The organism is Pseudomonas sp. Pseusp11 (assembly GCF_047304405.1).
In the GTDB taxonomy this organism is placed as follows: domain Bacteria; phylum Pseudomonadota; class Gammaproteobacteria; order Pseudomonadales; family Pseudomonadaceae; genus Aquipseudomonas.
In genome coordinates, this window is sequence record NZ_JBGLZF010000042.1 from 30,895 (window position 1) to 47,097 (window position 16,203).

At 58.8% G+C, this 16,203-nt stretch carries 13 protein-coding genes, 4 tRNA genes and 1 pseudogene; 11 read left to right on the forward strand and 7 right to left on the reverse strand.

Annotated features, from left to right (window positions below):
- Positions 1–3: 3 nt before the first annotated feature.
- The gene (locus ACCC96_RS25125) at positions 4–486 is read right to left on the reverse strand and encodes a hypothetical protein (RefSeq protein WP_018928117.1); all 483 of its coding nucleotides are present in this window, start codon (positions 484–486) and stop codon (positions 4–6) included.
- A 192-nt stretch (positions 487–678) separates the two neighbouring features.
- Here ACCC96_RS25125 and ACCC96_RS25130 point away from each other — a divergent pair, with 192 nt between their 5' ends.
- The 4 genes and pseudogenes from ACCC96_RS25130 to ACCC96_RS25145 all read left to right on the forward strand — a co-directional run bounded on the left by ACCC96_RS25130 (position 679) and on the right by ACCC96_RS25145 (position 6,070).
- A complete protein-coding gene (locus ACCC96_RS25130; protein ID WP_019649351.1) occupies positions 679–2,250 on the forward strand; it encodes a GGDEF domain-containing protein in 1,572 nt (523 codons plus the stop codon).
- Positions 2,251–2,416: 166 nt separating this feature from the next.
- Complete coding sequence (locus ACCC96_RS25135; protein WP_413697227.1) at positions 2,417–5,002, forward strand: EAL domain-containing protein; 2,586 nt, start codon at positions 2,417–2,419, stop codon at positions 5,000–5,002.
- Positions 5,003–5,012: 10 nt separating this feature from the next.
- Positions 5,013–5,117: pseudogene (locus ACCC96_RS25140) on the forward strand (exodeoxyribonuclease III); the annotation flags it as partial.
- Between the two features lie 113 nt (positions 5,118–5,230).
- Entirely contained in the window at positions 5,231–6,070 is an 840-nt protein-coding gene (locus ACCC96_RS25145) for an arylamine N-acetyltransferase family protein (protein WP_413697228.1), read from the forward strand.
- Between the two features lie 72 nt (positions 6,071–6,142).
- Here the strand turns inward: ACCC96_RS25145 and ACCC96_RS25150 are convergent, their stop codons facing one another.
- Together ACCC96_RS25150 and ACCC96_RS25155 are read right to left on the reverse strand one after the other, a co-directional pair.
- Complete coding sequence (locus tag ACCC96_RS25150) at positions 6,143–6,487, reverse strand: BrnA antitoxin family protein (protein WP_413697229.1); 345 nt, start codon at positions 6,485–6,487, stop codon at positions 6,143–6,145.
- 3 nt (positions 6,488–6,490) lie between these two features.
- Positions 6,491–6,772 (reverse strand): BrnT family toxin, encoded by a 282-nt coding sequence (locus tag ACCC96_RS25155; protein WP_258673261.1) that lies wholly within the window; start codon positions 6,770–6,772, stop codon positions 6,491–6,493.
- A gap of 254 nt (positions 6,773–7,026) precedes the next feature.
- On the opposite strand from ACCC96_RS25155, the gene ACCC96_RS25160 reads away from it, so the two are divergent.
- The gene (locus ACCC96_RS25160; RefSeq protein ID WP_413697230.1) at positions 7,027–8,544 is read left to right on the forward strand and encodes a nucleobase:cation symporter-2 family protein; all 1,518 of its coding nucleotides are present in this window, start codon (positions 7,027–7,029) and stop codon (positions 8,542–8,544) included.
- Between the two features lie 286 nt (positions 8,545–8,830).
- Here ACCC96_RS25160 and ACCC96_RS25165 read toward each other — a convergent pair whose 3' ends face one another.
- Together ACCC96_RS25165 and ACCC96_RS25170 are read right to left on the reverse strand one after the other, a co-directional pair.
- Entirely contained in the window at positions 8,831–9,289 is a 459-nt protein-coding gene (locus tag ACCC96_RS25165; protein ID WP_019582109.1) for a hypothetical protein, read from the reverse strand.
- 272 nt (positions 9,290–9,561) lie between these two features.
- Positions 9,562–9,637 (reverse strand) — tRNA-Asn (locus ACCC96_RS25170).
- A 227-nt stretch (positions 9,638–9,864) separates the two neighbouring features.
- Here ACCC96_RS25170 and ACCC96_RS25175 point away from each other — a divergent pair.
- Positions 9,865–10,095 carry a hypothetical protein gene (locus ACCC96_RS25175; RefSeq protein ID WP_019649343.1) on the forward strand — a complete coding sequence of 77 codons (231 nt, stop codon included), beginning with the start codon at positions 9,865–9,867 and terminating at the stop codon, positions 10,093–10,095.
- Here ACCC96_RS25175 and ACCC96_RS25180 read toward each other — a convergent pair.
- Positions 10,092–10,292, reverse strand: coding sequence for a hypothetical protein (locus ACCC96_RS25180; RefSeq protein ID WP_413697231.1), 201 nt, complete (start codon positions 10,290–10,292; stop codon positions 10,092–10,094). The two genes, ACCC96_RS25175 and ACCC96_RS25180, sit on opposite strands and share 4 nt — an antisense overlap.
- A 140-nt stretch (positions 10,293–10,432) precedes the next feature.
- Positions 10,433–11,629 carry an amino acid aminotransferase gene (locus ACCC96_RS25185; protein ID WP_019649342.1) on the reverse strand — a complete coding sequence of 399 codons (1,197 nt, stop codon included), beginning with the start codon at positions 11,627–11,629 and terminating at the stop codon, positions 10,433–10,435.
- A gap of 336 nt (positions 11,630–11,965) precedes the next feature.
- Between ACCC96_RS25185 and uvrB the strand changes: the two genes are divergently transcribed.
- The 5 genes from uvrB to ACCC96_RS25210 all read left to right on the forward strand — a co-directional run bounded on the left by uvrB (position 11,966) and on the right by ACCC96_RS25210 (position 16,202).
- Positions 11,966–13,981 carry an excinuclease ABC subunit UvrB gene (uvrB, locus tag ACCC96_RS25190; RefSeq protein WP_019582112.1) on the forward strand — a complete coding sequence of 672 codons (2,016 nt, stop codon included), beginning with the start codon at positions 11,966–11,968 and terminating at the stop codon, positions 13,979–13,981.
- 189 nt (positions 13,982–14,170) lie between these two features.
- Positions 14,171–15,652, forward strand: a complete 1,482-nt coding sequence (gltX, locus tag ACCC96_RS25195) for a glutamate--tRNA ligase (protein WP_413697232.1) — start codon at positions 14,171–14,173, stop codon at positions 15,650–15,652.
- A gap of 189 nt (positions 15,653–15,841) precedes the next feature.
- A tRNA-Ala gene (locus ACCC96_RS25200) sits at positions 15,842–15,917 on the forward strand.
- An 80-nt stretch (positions 15,918–15,997) separates the two neighbouring features.
- Positions 15,998–16,073: transfer RNA gene (locus ACCC96_RS25205), tRNA-Glu, on the forward strand.
- Between the two features lie 53 nt (positions 16,074–16,126).
- Positions 16,127–16,202, forward strand: a tRNA-Ala gene (locus ACCC96_RS25210).
- The last annotated feature ends 1 nt before the right edge of the window (position 16,203 follow it).

The window sequence follows — 16,203 nt, forward strand, 5'->3', positions numbered from 1 at the left end:
GCCTTAAAGCCCCAAGCCTTCCTGCACGGCCAGCAGCAAATTGTGTTCCGTCAGCGCGATCGCATCCGGTTGTTGTCCGGATTGTTCGCTCGCCTGGAGCCACCACTGCGTCTCGCCGTGTTCGTTCACGGTTCGTAACAAGGCGAGTTCCTTGCCTGTCGAGTGGATTTCGATCCGCCCGGCACCGTCGACGGTGAAGCGCGCGACGGGGTCGAAGGTGATGCCGTGGTGGTTGCCTTCGATCAGCAGTTGGTCGATGGCGTAATCGTAAGTCGCACCGTCCGGCGCACTCTCGAACACATGGGTGGAATTGCGTCGCAGCTTCAGGCCCACCTCGATCAGTGGTTGCAGCCAGGCTTCGATCTGGTGATACAGCTCGTAGACCTGGGCGGGCCAGCTGTCGATGGCTTGATCGGCGATGGTCGCGTCGGCACTGGTTTGCCGGGATTGTTTAAGCTTCGCGGCGAGCTCGTCTACCTTACTCATTTCGATTTCCTGTCGTGATGTCAGTTAATCGTAGCTCCTTCAAGGTCATGTGGTTTTGCCTTGCGTCATGGAATTAAAACACAACCATTTATCCCTCAATCCTCTGTTTATCCCGCACAACCCCGTAGACTACGCTCAAAAAAATAGGGGCTTTGGGCCGTTGCCCATGTCTTACCCTTCCAGGACTCACTTTTGCCTATCCCCATTCACGATCCGCAGCACGCGTCCGGCGGTGCCTTGAAGCGACTGCCTTTGCTCAAGGCCGCGGTGCTGTTCATTGCGGCGGTATGCCTTTGTCTCTGTGGGCTGCTTTACCTGCAACTGGAGCAGTCGCGTCGGCACGACCTCGCGTTGGCCGAGGTGTCGTCGTCGAACCTGACCCGGGCCATGGCGCAGCAGGCCGAAGACACGTTCATGAAGGCCGATCTGGTACTGACCAGTCTGGTGGACTGGATTCAGGCTGAAGGTTTCGACGCTGCCCAGACGCCACGCCTGCAGAAAACCTTCGCCCGGCGGGTGCAGGCGCTGCATCAGTTGCACGGGATATTTCTGTTCGACAGGCAGGGGCAATGGGCCGTGACGTCGTTCGAGGATCTACCCCGCGGGGCTGGTGTGGCGGATCGCGAGTATTTCAGGTTTCACCAGCAAAACATCTCAACCCTGGCGCACATCGGCCCGGCAATTCGTAGTCGGGAAAATGGCGAGTGGATCATTCCGGTTTCCAGGCGGATAAACGATCAGAGCGGTCATTTCCAGGGTGTGTTGCTGGCCGGGATCAAGATGTCGTACTTCGATCAGTTCTTCAAAAGCTTCAGCCTCGACGACAACGGCGCGATGTTTTTGGCATTGACCGATGGAACACTGCTGGCGCGGCGGCCGTTTGTGGAATCGCAGATCGGTACGTCATTGGCTAAGGGCGAGATTTTTCAGAAACTCTTGCCCAACGCCACGTCCGGCAACGCCATGATCGACTCGGTGGTCGATGGCATCCCTCGGCTGTATGGCTACCGTCAGCTCGATGCCTATCCGGTGGTGGTCGCGGCGGCATCCTCCAAAGACGCCGTCCTCAAGGACTGGTACGACACGGCGATTCAATCCGGTGTGATCGTCGCTCTGGTTGTCCTCGGCGTGGGGTTGTTCGGTTGGGTGTTTATTCATCAGGTTCGCGCGGGCGAGCGCATCGAGGCGGATTTGCGCGAGGCGCAGAAAACCCTGGAGCTGATCGCCACCCACGACAGCCTGACCGGGTTGGCCAACCGCCGCTTGTTCGAACGGGCGCTGGAGAAAGAGTTCGGGCGCGGTGCCCGGCGGTCGAGCTCGCTGGGCCTGATTATGCTCGATATCGATTACTTCAAGCGCTACAACGACACTTACGGTCATGTGGCCGGGGACCATTGCCTGGCCGAAGTGGCGCGGGCCCTGAAGAGTTGCTGCCACCGCAAAGCCGATCTGGCGGTGCGCTACGGCGGTGAAGAGTTCGCGGTGTTGCTGCCGGACACCGACATTCATGGCGCGCTGACGATCGCCGAGCAAATCCGCCGCAGCGTCATGGACAAAAACATCACCCACAGCGGTTCGCCCACGGGCTATCTGACGGTCAGTCTTGGCTGTTATTCGTTTGTGCCGACGGCGCACGACAGCACCGAAATGTTGATCAAACGCGCGGATGCGGCGCTGTACCAGGCCAAGCACTCAGGGCGAAATCGCTCGGCGGTGTTGTCGATGGAAGGGGGCGTCGAGGCGCTGATGCGCTCGGATCGATGACGCTTTCCACCAGGCTGGGGGGTAAAACGATGCACACTGCTACAGTCCAGGAGCGATGATCAGGCATGCCTGCTATGGTCAGTGCAGAGAGCCTGGCTGTCACACCTGACCGACCGGGCCCACCGGTCTCATTCCGATCGGGCAATCGATTGACAGGATCAAGTGCATGGATTTGTCTGCCGTTACCACCGCTGCACCTGCACGCCATACCCCGATTACCCGCAACCTGATGTTGGTGGTTGGTCTGCTGTTTGTGGTTGGGGTGCTGATCGCGCTGATCGCCCTGTTCAGTATTGCCGGGCGGCTCGATGCCGAGGACCTGGCCAAAACCACGTTTTATACCCAGCGCGCGCTGGAAAACCGCATTACCGCCACGAAAAACTACATCGCCAGTTATGCCGACTGGACGTCGGCCTACGATCACCTGAACGGCGAGGTCGATGTGCAGTGGGCCTACGTCGAGCAAAACATGGGTAAAACCCTGTTCACCATGGACCACTACGAGGGTGTTTTCGTGGTCGATGTTCAGCGAACAAAATACGCCGTGGTGCGTGGGCTTCAGGTGCAGGACGAGGCGGCGGCCTATCTGTCGACATCGATGGCGACGCTCATTGACGAGGTTCAGGGTCAGGAGAACCTCATCAAACCCGTCAGCCACTACACCTTGTTCGAGGGCAAACCCGCGCTGCTGTCGGCCGCCGCGATTGTGCCCAATGACGAACGCCCGGCGGTCGATCCCAAAAGCACTTCGGTGCTTATATACGTCGACCAACTGAACCCTGAAAAGCTCGGCACCTTGAGCGTCGATTACGGTTTGCACGACTTGAGCCTGACGCCCGACAACGTCATCGCTCCCGGTCAGCCCGCTATTGCCCTTGCTGGCACCGGTTACAGTCTGGTCTCCCGGCTCGAGCGGCCGGGTCATCAATTGCTCTGGTCGCTGCTGCCGCCACTGGGCGGGGCGCTGTTGGTTCTGGCGTTGTTGACCGCTTACTTCTTTCGCTATGTCCTGCGCACGTCCGGGCATGTGGATGCCAGTTACACCAGCCTCGATTTGTCGAACCAGGCGTTGGAGGCCAGTGAAGAGCGTTTTCGTGCGGTAGCCGAGGCCGCGTCCGACTGGATCTGGGAAATCGACGATCAGCATTGCATCACTTATCTGTCGGGACGCTTCAGCACCGTCACCGGGTTCTCCGATCAGCAGTGGCTGGGACAGAACATCGGGCAATTGCTCCATTGCGATACGACACCGTTGTCGCTGTGGCTGAACAAACTCGATGAAGAGCAAGCCGTCAGCCATTTGCGCTGTTCCTACCGCGATCAATCGGGGCAACAGCGGGTCTGCCGGGTGTCGGCGCGGCCGATCCAGCGCAAGGGCGCGGTGCTGGGCTATCGCGGAACGGCCAGCGACATCACCGACGAAGTTGCCGCCCATGCGCAGATCCAGCATCTGTCATTGCACGACGCCCTGACTGGCCTGCCGAACCGCAACAAACTGGCGCGTTTTCTCGATGAGGCGCTGGCACTGAAAGAGCAGTCGACGGCGCTGACGTTGTTGATGATCGACCTGGATAACTTCAAGCCGATCAACGACTCCCTCGGCCACCCGGCCGGCGATGCGGTATTGCTGGAAGTCGCCACCCGTTTGCGCGAGTGCACACGAGACATTGACCTGGTCGCCCGATTGGGCGGCGACGAGTTCGTGCTGGTGCTCCATGGCATGGACAGCCACGCGGAAATCGACCGGTTTTGCGAGCACTTGCTCGATAGCCTGCATCAGCCGATTCACTACGACCATCACTCGCTGCACATTGGCGCGAGCATCGGTATCGCCTTGAGTCGGCGCCAGGGGCACATTCCGCAGGAGCTGATTCGGTGTGCCGATATCGCGTTGTATCAGGCCAAATCCGATGGCAAGAAGACCTGGTGCTATTTTGCCGCACACATGAACGATCAGATCCAGCATCGCCGGCAACTGGAAACCGACCTGCGTCGAGCGATCAAGAACAACGAATTCGTGATGCATTACCAGCCGCGTTATCACGTCGATGGCAAGCGCATCGTCTCGGTCGAAGCGCTGCTGCGCTGGCAGCATCCAGTGCAAGGCTTGTTGAGCCCCGACGCGTTTATCCCGCTGGCCGAGCAGACCGATCTGATCGTGCCCTTGGGCCGCTGGGTGCTACGCGAGGCGTGCGAGACGGCCCTGACCTGGCCCGGTGCGATGATGGTGTCGGTCAACCTGTCGCCGGTTCAATTCGCCCGTAGCGATGTGATCGAGGACGTGCGCGAAGCGTTGATCCAGACCCGCTTGCCTGCCAGTCGGCTGGAGCTGGAGATCACTGAAAACGTGATGCTCATCGACGTCGATGGCGCCTTGGCGACCATGAATGCACTCAAGGAGTTGGGCGTGCGCCTGAACATGGACGACTTCGGCACCGGTTATTCTTCGCTGGGTTACTTGCGCACGTATCCGTTCGACGGGATCAAGATCGACAAACGCTTTATTTCGTCCATGAGCAGCGGCAGCAATGATCGCGCCGTGGTGCAGGCGATCATCAACCTGGGCAAGGCGATGGGCCTGACCGTAACTGCAGAAGGTGTCGAGACGCTGGAGCAACTGGACTTCCTGATCTCGGATCAGTGTCATGAAGTGCAGGGTTTTTACCTCAGTCGTCCGGTGGACAGGTATGCACTGCTGCCGTTGCTCAAGGTCTCGCAGGAAGACTTTGCGCAGCAGGGCGCGCACCTTTAGTCGCTTGTTTCCTTGTTTGCACGATGCCGGCGTCGACGCCTGGGTTCGCAACGAGCCTCATGCCAGCGATCACGCGCCGACGTGGATTCGATTGGGTTCACGCAAACGGCGATAGTTATAGCGTGTGCGGCGATTGGCGAAATCAATTATCGGCCCGGGCGCTTTTTCCCTTATACATGGCGGCCATCGGCGGAGCGATCCGCAGGCTCCATGCATAAGGATTGAGCGATGAGCGAACCACGACTGACAAATCTTGCGCTGTACCTGCAACGCCTGGGTTTCGACGCACCCCCGGTGCCGACCCTGGAAACCTTGCGTCAATTGCAGTTGCGCCACACCGGTGCTTTTCCGTTCGAAAACCTCACCACGCTGTTAGGGCAACCGGTACTCATCGACCTGCCGTCCATCGAGCAGAAAGTCCTGCACGACGGCCGTGGCGGTTACTGCTACGAACTCAACAACCTGTTCCTGGCCTTGCTGCAGACGCTGGGGTTCGAGGCGCGCGGCATCACCGGTCGCGTAGTCATGAACCAGCCCGAAGGCGCATGGACCGCACGCACTCACCGCTTGAGCCTGGTGATCCTCGACGGCGTGCGCTACATCACCGACGTCGGCTTCGGCGGCATGGTGCCCACCGCGCCGTTGATGCTCGACACTGATGTTGAGCAACTCACCCCTCATGAACCCTATCGCATCGAACAGCATGCGGACGGCTACACCTTGCGTGCCAACGTCGGCGGTGAATGGCGGGCGATGTACATCTTCGATTTGCAGCGTCAGGAAGACATCGATTACACCCTCGGCAACTGGTATGTCTCGACTCATCCCGAATCGTCCTTCGTCAAACAATTGATGGTGGCGCGGACGGGGGAGGGATGGCGACGCACGCTGAACAACGGCAGTTTCGCCATTCACCGCATGGGCAGCGAGAGCGAGCGGCGGCAGGTGACGGATGTGGATGAGTTGATCGGGTTGCTGGAACGTGAATTCGACATTCGGGTGCCGGAGAAGGAGGCGTTGAAGCCGGTGTTGGAGCGGTTGATCGAGCCGGTGCCGCAGGCAAACTGAGCACCACGCGAAGGGGCGGATTTGATCAATCCGCCCCTTTTCATTGGGTCGACTCAAGTGCGAGGTTTGTGCCTAGGAACGAACTTCTAGCTCCATCACGTGATGGATTTCGCTGAGGGCCTCTGACAGTTTTTTCTCCAGGCTTTTCAGCTCCGAGGCGGTTATGCCTTTTTTGAAATGCCCGATGTTTGCACCCGCGGTGTTCTCATCGGGCTTCGCCGCTTTGCCTTTATCGCTGAGCAACACCTGGCGCAAAGTATTGTTGATCACTGTCTGGTAGCCATACCCCTCGTTTTCTGCCAGAGCGCGTGCAGCCTCTATGACGACATCGTCGAGCATGATGGTGATTCGGGTCTTGCCTTTGCTTGTGGCAATTGCTCCGCGCTTGGCGTTGCTGAAGTCGTATTCGTCTTTCATCGTTCAAGTTTCCAAATAGTGGCGACGCTCACCTTTGGTGGCGATGCGTGCGGAAATGATTCGCACGAAATTCGGGTCGCGCCAGGTGTACGCAACGACCAGCAAGCGACCTTTGGCATCCAGCCCCATGATGATCCACCGCTGCTCATCATGATGGTCGTCCTGAAAAGTCAGGGCTCGTTCGTCATAAAACACTGGTTCTGTCTCTGCGAGGCTGATGCCTTGATGTTTTAGTTTGTTGGCCGCGTTCTTTGCCCTGTGATACTGAATCTCGAATGACTTCATTATGCATACTTTATATGTATAAGCGAGGAGGCGTCCGTGCCGGCGGTCGCTTGGAAAGCAAAAGATTAGCGGTGAGGAGGGATAGGGGCGCAGGGATGTATTTCAAGACGTTTGGGGCTGGAGGCGCTATGGCCAGAGGGTGGCGTGGACAAGTGTCCATAATCTGACTTGGCAGTTGTATACAACTCTATAGACATTTGTCCTGAGTATTGAATACAGTGTGCGCACAACAAAAACCAGGGAACCTCCCAACCATGAAAACGCCCCATGTTTCACACCAACGGCCTGAGGACGAAAACCTCGGGATCGGCGCGAATATGGCTTATGGCCTGCAACACGTTCTGACCATGTACGGCGGTATCGTCGCGGTGCCTTTGATCATCGGCCAGGCGGCCGGGCTCTCACCGGCGGACATCGGTTTGTTGATTGCTGCTTCATTGTTTGCAGGGGGGCTGGCGACATTGCTGCAAACCCTCGGTTTGCCGTTTTTCGGCTGTCAGTTGCCGCTGGTGCAGGGCGTGTCGTTCTCCGGCGTTGCGACCATGGTCGCGATTGTCAGCAGTGGCGGGGAGGGCGGCTTTCAGTCGATTCTCGGGGCGGTGATTGCCGCGTCGCTGATTGGCTTGCTGATCACGCCGGTGTTCTCAAGGATTACCAAGTTCTTTCCACCGCTGGTGACCGGCATTGTGATCACCACTATCGGCTTGACGCTGATGCCGGTGGCCGCGCGTTGGGCCATGGGTGGTAACAGCCATGCGCCGGATTTCGGCAGCATGGCGAACATCGGGCTGGCGGCGGTGACGCTGGTGCTGGTGTTGCTATTGAGCAAGATCGGCAGCGCGACCATCTCCCGTTTGTCGATCCTGCTGGCGATGGTTATCGGCACGGTCATCGCTGTATTCCTCGGCATGGCGGATTTCTCATCCGTCACCCAGGGCCCGATGTTCGGCTTCCCGGCACCGTTCCATTTCGGCATGCCGACCTTCCACTTTGCCGCGATCCTGTCGATGTGCATCGTGGTCATGGTGACCCTGGTGGAAACCTCGGCCGACATCCTCGCTGTCGGTGAAATCATTGGCACCAAGGTCGACTCCAAACGTCTGGGTAACGGCCTGCGCGCTGACATGCTGTCGAGCATGATCGCGCCGATCTTCGGCTCCTTCACTCAGAGCGCCTTCGCCCAGAACGTCGGGCTGGTGGCGGTGACCGGGATCAAGAGCCGCTTCGTGGTGGCCACAGGTGGTGTGTTTCTGGTGGTGCTTGGATTGCTGCCGTTCATGGGCCGGGTCATCGCCGCCGTGCCGACCTCTGTACTCGGCGGCGCCGGGATCGTGCTGTTTGGCACTGTCGCCGCCAGCGGCATTCGGACGCTGTCCAAGGTCGACTACCGCAACAACGTCAACCTGATCATCGTCGCCACTTCCATCGGTTTCGGCATGATCCCCATCGCCGCCCCGAACTTCTACGACCACTTCCCCAGCTGGTTCTCGACGATCTTCCACTCGGGCATCAGCTCCTCGGCGATCATGGCCATCGTGCTAAACCTGACCTTCAATCACCTCACGGCCGGCAACTCGGACCAGCAATCGGTATTTGCCGCCGGTACTGAACGAGTCCTGCGTTATCAAGACCTGGCGGCGCTGCGGGAAGGGGACTACTTCAGCGAAGGTAAACTGCGCGACTGCGACGGGAATGAAATTCCGGTGGTGGAGACGGATCATGGGCATGCCGAGCTGCGTGCGGTGCATGCGAAAAGCAGTGAGCATGTCTGACTGGCGATCGGGGGCGGCGGGCGACCGATTCAGTTGTCGGTCAGGTTGACACTCGCTCCACGCATGGTTGAGAATCGAATTCGAGGTCTGCAATTGCGCATCCTTGGGCTTGGCCTCCAGCATTGGCCCCCCATCTTGTTGGCAGCAGAGAAGCTGGCTCCCTCTGAAGTAGTGACGACTGGCATGCCGGTCGGATTCTGAACCCAAGGTCATTTGTGGCCAGGAGCTAAAGAATCGCTGCGACTACTCCTCGAAAATTCAAAAGGCGTCCATCAGGACGCCTTTTTTATTGCTTGGGATCTGGTTTGGCGATTGTGCCGACCAGGGTGCCTTCTGCACGTCTCTTGGGATACCAGGTTACGACGTAGTATCCGAAGCCGCGACGCTCATTTCGAGGCTCCAGAATGAGCGAGCCGGTAGGATTTTTAAGCACGGCGACTCTGTGATCACCTCTCATTTCCTTGAACTCACAGTAGATGGGGGCGCCGGGTACGATCATTTTGGCGATGTGGGCTGCCACGTCATCAATGGTGTGGCAGCCAAATATTGCCAGGTCGGTCTTGTGGGCTTCCCAGACATGTCGAACGCCAAATCCTTTGTTGATGCCTTTGTGAATTCCGACCCGCAGGAATATTTCGCCACCCCGTAAATTGAACCTGGGCATCTCGGGAAGGGTGCCAAAGCTCAGTGAGCCGCCAGGGTGAGGGACAAGGACGTTCTCCTTGAGTTTGAGTAACTCTGACACGTGAACGATCCGGGGATGTTGGCAGGCGAGAGGCGCTATTCATAACGCACAAGTTCGCTGCTTTACAGTCAGCATCCGGCCACTATGAAAGTGGCTATTGATGCTCTAGTCCAGGGTTTACGGGGGCTCAGGCGAAAGCCTGAAACACGGCTACAGAAAATCAGGAAGCTTCCTACTCTGTCGGGGTAGGGAATTCATAGGATCGTGTCTTTTCGTCAAGCACAAAAAAGCCCCTGAATCTTTCGATTCAGGGGCTTTTCGATTTTGCTGTCTGGCTCCACGACCTGGACTCGAACCAGGGACCCAGTGATTAACAGTCACTTGCTCTACCAACTGAGCTATCGCGGAATGGCGTGTATGTTACTGATTCAAAAAGAGAAGTCAAGCCTCTGTTGGAAATTTGATGTTTTCATCGGATCAGAGGGAGGTTTATCGGCCATTGGCGGTTACCAGAAGCGCGGTAGAGGTCTACCATGGCCGCCCGGAAGTGGTGACACGCGCTGCCGGCCCTCAGCCGAAAAGGTACGCGCCATGAATCACCCAGCCTTCACACCCCGAAACAGTGGGGTGTTCGCATGAGCATCGCTCAGATCAGCCTGCCCAAAGGTGTCGGCCCACACGCCGAGAAACTGTTCGACGCAATCACTCAGGCCAGCACCGCTGACGAGCTGAACCGCGCAGGCGGCAAGGCCGAAGGTTTTGTCCTGGGTCTGGAAAGCACCAAGGCGATCAAAAGCCAGGTGGCCGAGTCGCTTTATGTCGCCTATGACGACGCGGCCAGCCAGCGTGCGAGCGAATTGGCCTAACCGCCAAAAGTGATGGTGCCGAGCATCAGCTTGGCATACAGCATCGTGGCGGCCAGTTGCACCAGCCACAACGCCAGGCCGCCAAGGAACACACCCGCGGCCACTTGCAGCACCAGGTTTTTACCGCGTTTGGCCGAGGTGCGGGGCACGAAGTGGTCCAGCTCGTCGCGGTCGGCGCGTAGGTCGTCGTTTTTCATGTGGGGTTCTCGCAAGAATTCTCGGGTGTACATAAAGCTTGTGGGAGTTTAAAGGGCGCAGCGGCTGCTTTGAGATTTATCTGAGGCCAATAAAAAACGGGAAGCCATTTTGGCTTCCCGTTTTCATGTCACGCGACGACTCAGATCACCTGAACGATGGCCTTGGTCACGGCGTCGATGTTGCTCTGGTTCAGCGCGGCAACGCAGATGCGGCCGGTGTCCAGGGCGTAGATGCCGAACTCGGTGCGCAGACGGGTCACTTGCTCAACCGTCAGGCCGGAGTAGGAGAACATGCCGCGCTGGCGACCGACGAAGCTGAAATCGCGCTGCGGAGCGTTTTTCGCCAGCAGGTCGACCATCTGGGTGCGCATGCCGCGAATCCGCAGACGCATTTCTGCCAGTTCTTCTTCCCACTGGGCACGCAATACCGGGCTGTTCAGCACAGCGGCGACGATGCTTGCACCGTGGGTCGGCGGGTTGGAGTAGTTGGTGCGGATCACGCGTTTGACTTGCGACAGCACGCGAGCGCTTTCTTCTTTCGATTCGCTGACGATCGACAACGCGCCAACGCGCTCGCCGTACAGCGAGAAGGATTTGGAGAACGAACTGGAAACGAAGAAGGTCAGGTTCGATTCGGCGAACAGGCGCACAGCGGCAGCGTCTTCATCGATACCGTCGCCAAAGCCCTGGTAGGCCATGTCGAGGAACGGCACGTGACCTTTGGCTTTCACCACGTCCAGCACGTTCTTCCAGTCCGCCGGGCTCAGGTCAACGCCGGTCGGGTTGTGGCAGCAGGCGTGCAGCACAACGATGGAACCGGACGGCAGGGCGTTCAGGTCTTCCAGCAGGCCAGCGCGGTTAACGTCGTGGGTGGCGGCGTCGTAGTAGCGATAGTTCTGCACCGGGAAACCGGCGGTTTCGAACAGTGCGCGGTGGTTTTCCCAGCTTGGGTCGCTGATCGCGACGACGGCGTTCGGCAGCAGTTGCTTGAGGAAGTCGGCACCGATTTTCAGTGCGCCGGTACCGCCGACGGCCTGAGTGGTGATGACCCGGCCAGCGGCGATCAGCGGCGAATCATTGCCGAACAGCAGTTTCTGCACGGCCTGGTCGTAGGCGGCGATGCCGTCGATCGGCAAGTAGCCACGGGAAACGTGTTGAGCGGCGCGAATCGTCTCGGCTTCGACAACGGCGCGCAGGAGAGGAATTCGTCCTTGCTCGTCGCAGTAAACACCGACCCCCAGGTTGACCTTGTTGGTACGGGTATCGGCATTGAATGCTTCGTTGAGGCCCAGGATTGGATCGCGTGGTGCCATTTCGACAGCGGAGAACAGGCTCATTATTACGGCGGCTCTGAATGGAGTGTGGAGGGACGTGTCGCGCTCCAGCCGAATGCACTAGAGCGGTGCACAAACGGGGAGCTAGTATAGAGGCCATCAGCGATTGATGGCGACAGGCGATTCGGCTTTTACGGTAAGTTTTTCCAATTATTTTTCGATCGTTGGTCGAGTGACATCGTCAAAGGTTTTACCCGATGTAGGACGTTTGCCTTGAAAGGGATGGCAATCGGCTCCACATTGAGCACAATCCAGTTTTTTCCTCGGGCGACATCGGTCGTTTGCGGTCTTTCTCGTTCCTGTCCGGTGTAACCGGGCAAGAGTGAACCAGAGGTATGTATGTCTGAATTCCAGCTAGTCACCCGCTTCGAGCCCGCCGGCGATCAGCCGGAAGCCATCCGTCTGATGGTCGAGGGCATCGAGGCCGGGCTGGCGCACCAGACGTTGCTCGGTGTGACCGGCTCGGGCAAGACCTTCAGCATCGCCAACGTGATCGCCCAAGTGCAGCGCCCGACGCTGGTGCTGGCGCCGAACAAGACTCTGGCTGCGCAGTTATATGGCGAGTTCAAGGCGTTCTTCCCGAACAACGCCGTTGAATACTTCGTCTCCTATTACGACTACTACCAGCCCGAAGCCTATGTGCCGTCGTCCGACACCTTCATTGAGAAGGACGCCTCGATCAACGACCATATCGAGCAGATGCGCCTGTCCGCGACCAAAGCGCTGCTGGAACGCAAAGACGCAATCATCGTCACCACGGTGTCGTGCATCTACGGTCTGGGCAGCCCGGAAACCTATTTGAAGATGGTGTTGCACGTGGATCGCGGCGACAAGCTCGACCAGCGTGCGCTGTTGCGTCGCCTGGCCGACCTGCAATACACCCGCAACGATGTGGACTTCGCCCGGGCGACGTTCCGGGTGCGCGGCGATGTGATTGATATCCACCCGGCGGAATCCGATTTTGAGGCGATCCGCATCGAGCTGTTCGATGACGAGGTGGAAAGCCTGTCCGCCTTCGATCCGCTGACCGGTGAGGTCATCCGCAAGCTGCCGCGCTTCACCTTCTATCCGAAGAGCCACTACGTGACGCCTCGGGAAACCCTGCTCGACGCCGTCGAGGGGATCAAGGTCGAGTTGCAGGAGCGCCTGGAATACCTGCGCTCCAACAACAAACTGGTGGAAGCCCAGCGCCTGGAGCAGCGCACCCGTTTCGACCTGGAGATGATTTTGGAGCTGGGTTACTGCAACGGCATCGAAAACTACTCGCGCTACCTGTCGGGCCGTGCATCCGGCGAGGCGCCGCCCACCTTGTTTGACTACCTGCCAGCCGACGCCTTGCTGGTGATCGACGAATCCCACGTCAGCGTGCCGCAGGTCGGTGCCATGTATAAGGGCGACCGGTCCCGTAAGGAAACGCTGGTGGAATACGGCTTCCGCCTGCCATCGGCGCTGGATAACCGGCCGATGCGTTTCGACGAGTTCGAAGGCATCAGCCCGCAGACAATATTTGTCTCGGCCACGCCGGGCAATTACGAGGCGGAGCACGCAGGGCGCGTGGTCGAGCAAGTGGTGCGCCCGACTGGCCTGGTGGACCCGCAGATCGAAATCCGTCCGGCGCTGACTCAGGTCGACGACTTGCTTTCGGAAATCACCAAGCGTGTGGCGCTGGAAGAGCGGGTGCTGGTGACCACGCTGACCAAGCGCATGTCCGAGGATTTGACCGATTACCTGGCCGATCACGGCGTGCGCGTGCGTTATCTGCACTCGGACATCGACACCGTGGAGCGGGTCGAGATCATCCGTGACTTGCGCCTCGGCACCTTCGATGTGCTGGTGGGGATCAACCTGCTGCGTGAAGGCCTGGACATGCCGGAAGTCTCGCTGGTGGCGATTCTTGATGCGGACAAGGAGGGCTTCCTGCGCTCCGAACGCTCGCTGATCCAGACCATTGGCCGGGCGGCACGCAACCTTAATGGCCGGGCGATTCTGTATGCGGATCGGATTACTGGTTCCATGGAGCGGGCGATTGGCGAAACCGAGCGTCGTCGCGACAAGCAGATCGCCTTCAACCTGGCCAATGGCATTACGCCCAAAGGGGTGTTCAAGGACGTTGCCGACATTATGGAAGGCGCGACTGTGCCGGGTTCGCGCAGCAAGAAGCGCAAAGGCATGGCCAAGGCCGCCGAGGAAAGCGCCAAATACGAAGCCGAATTGCGTTCGCCGAGCGAGATCACCAAGCGCATTCGTCAGCTGGAAGAGAAGATGTACCAGCTCGCCCGCGACCTGGAATTCGAAGCCGCGGCGCAGCTGCGCGACGAAATCGGCAAGCTGCGGGAGCGGTTGATCGCGGTTTGACGCTCCCTCTGTAGACGCTGCCGAAGGCTGCGACCTTTTGATCTTGTTTTTACAGGCAAAGTCAAAAGATCGCAGCCTTGGCAGCTCCTGCAGCGCTTAAATCCCGCACTCACTGGAGCCGGGCGGCTATCGCCTGTTACCATTCGCCCCTTGTTTGATCTTTGCTTTTCATTCTTTTTGAGACATGCCATGACCACCGTCCGCACTCGCATCGCGCCATCGCCTACCGGGGACCCCCACGTAGGTACCGCCTATATCGCTTTGTTCAACTACTGCTTTGCCAAGCAGCATGGCGGTGAGTTCATCCTGCGGATCGAAGACACCGACCAACTGCGTTCGACCCGCGAGTCCGAACAGCAGATTTTCGACGCCCTGCGCTGGTTGGGTATCGACTGGAGCGAAGGCCCGGATGTCGGCGGCCCGCACGGTCCTTACCGTCAGAGTGAGCGCGGCGATATCTACCAGAAGTACTGCCAGCAGCTTGTGGAGCTCGGCCATGCCTTCCCGTGCTTCTGCACCGCCGAAGAACTGGACCAGATGCGCGCCGAGCAAATGGCCCGCGGTGAGACCCCGCGTTACGACGGCCGTGCGCTGTTGCTGTCCAAGGAAGAAGTCGCGCGCCGCCTGGCCGCTGGCGAACCCCACGTGATCCGCATGAAAGTGCCGACCGAAGGCGTGTGCGTGGTGCCGGACATGCTGCGTGGCGATGTCGAGATCCCGTGGGATCGCATGGACATGCAAGTGCTGATGAAGACAGACGGCCTGCCGACGTACTTCCTGGCCAACGTGGTCGACGACCACCTGATGGGCATCACCCACGTGCTGCGCGGTGAAGAATGGCTGCCTTCGGCACCGAAACTGATCCTGCTGTACGAGTACTTCGGCTGGGAGCAGCCGCAGCTGTGCTACATGCCGCTGCTGCGTAACCCGGACAAGAGCAAGCTGTCCAAGCGCAAGAACCCGACCTCGGTGACGTTCTACGAGCGCATGGGCTTCATGCCGGAAGCGATGCTCAACTACCTAGGCCGCATGGGCTGGTCGATGCCGGACGAGCGCGAGAAGTTCTCCCTGCAGGAAATGGTCGACAACTTCGACTTGAGCCGCGTCTCGCTTGGCGGGCCGATTTTCGACATCGAGAAACTGTCGTGGCTCAACGGCCAGTGGCTGCGCGACCTGCCGGTGGAAGAGTTCGCCGCTCGCGTGCAGAAGTGGGCGCTGAACCCTGAATACATGATGAAGATCGCGCCGCACGTGCAGGGCCGGGTTGAAACCTTCAGCCAGGTCGCACCGCTGGCCGGCTTCTTCTTCGCTGGTGGCGTGAATCCGGACGCTAAACTGTTCGAATCCAAGAAGCTCTCGGGCGATCAGGTTCGTCAGTTGATGCAATTGATCCTGTGGAAGCTGGAAAGCCTGCGTCAGTGGGAGAAGGACAGCATCACCGCAACGATTCAGGCGGTGGTTGAATCCCTGGAGCTGAAGCTGCGTGACGCCATGCCGCTGATGTTTGCCGCGATCACCGGGCAGGCCAGTTCGGTATCGGTACTCGATGCGATGGAAATCCTCGGTCCGGACCTGACCCGTTTCCGTCTGCGCCAGGCCATTGACCTGCTGGGCGGCGTGTCGAAGAAAGAAAACAAAGAGTGGGAAAAGCTTCTGGGCGCAATTGCCTGACGGCGTTTGACTCTGTAGGAACTGCCGGAGGCCGCGATCTTTTGATCCTGATCTTCGGCGCTTCCCCCGAATTTACGGGGGGAGGGCGGTAAGTGATTGTTATGTCGGCAAAAAATTTTAAATTTTTTGAAAAATAAGTTTGACAGCTTTCCGATGCGCCATTAAGATTCGCCCCGTCCTCAGCGATGAGGGGCTATAGCTCAGCTGGGAGAGCGCTTGCATGGCATGCAAGAGGTCGACGGTTCGATCCCGTCTAGCTCCACCAATTTACACCTTCAAGGTCTGGCCACACCGGCCTTGAAGCGATCAACACTCAGCGTTGATCAGTTGTATAGAAGGGTTTGCGTCCCCTTCGTCTAGTGGCCTAGGACACCGCCCTTTCACGGCGGTAACAGGGGTTCGAGTCCCCTAGGGGACGCCAGTTTTACAGAAGCGATGTTGCAAGATGTCGCTCCGCCGCGAGGCGAAAAATCCGGGGCTATAGCTCAGCTGGGAGAGCGCTTGCATGGCATGCAAGAGGTCGACGGTTCGATCCCGTCTAGCTCCACCAA

Coding starts and splice junctions, on each gene's coding strand:
- ACCC96_RS25155 (WP_258673261.1), bottom strand. CDS start 6,772: ATGAAGTCATTCGAGATTCAGTATCACAGGGCAAAGAACGCGGCCAAC.
- ACCC96_RS25125 (WP_018928117.1), bottom strand. CDS start 486: ATGAGTAAGGTAGACGAGCTCGCCGCGAAGCTTAAACAATCCCGGCAA.
- ACCC96_RS25135 (WP_413697227.1), top strand. CDS start 2,417: ATGGATTTGTCTGCCGTTACCACCGCTGCACCTGCACGCCATACCCCG.
- gltX (WP_413697232.1), top strand. CDS start 14,171: ATGACCACCGTCCGCACTCGCATCGCGCCATCGCCTACCGGGGACCCC.
- ACCC96_RS25150 (WP_413697229.1), bottom strand. CDS start 6,487: ATGAAAGACGAATACGACTTCAGCAACGCCAAGCGCGGAGCAATTGCC.
- ACCC96_RS25160 (WP_413697230.1), top strand. CDS start 7,027: ATGAAAACGCCCCATGTTTCACACCAACGGCCTGAGGACGAAAACCTC.
- ACCC96_RS25175 (WP_019649343.1), top strand. CDS start 9,865: ATGAGCATCGCTCAGATCAGCCTGCCCAAAGGTGTCGGCCCACACGCC.
- ACCC96_RS25180 (WP_413697231.1), bottom strand. CDS start 10,292: ATGAAAAACGACGACCTACGCGCCGACCGCGACGAGCTGGACCACTTC.
- ACCC96_RS25185 (WP_019649342.1), bottom strand. CDS start 11,629: ATGAGCCTGTTCTCCGCTGTCGAAATGGCACCACGCGATCCAATCCTG.
- ACCC96_RS25145 (WP_413697228.1), top strand. CDS start 5,231: ATGAGCGAACCACGACTGACAAATCTTGCGCTGTACCTGCAACGCCTG.
- uvrB (WP_019582112.1), top strand. CDS start 11,966: ATGTCTGAATTCCAGCTAGTCACCCGCTTCGAGCCCGCCGGCGATCAG.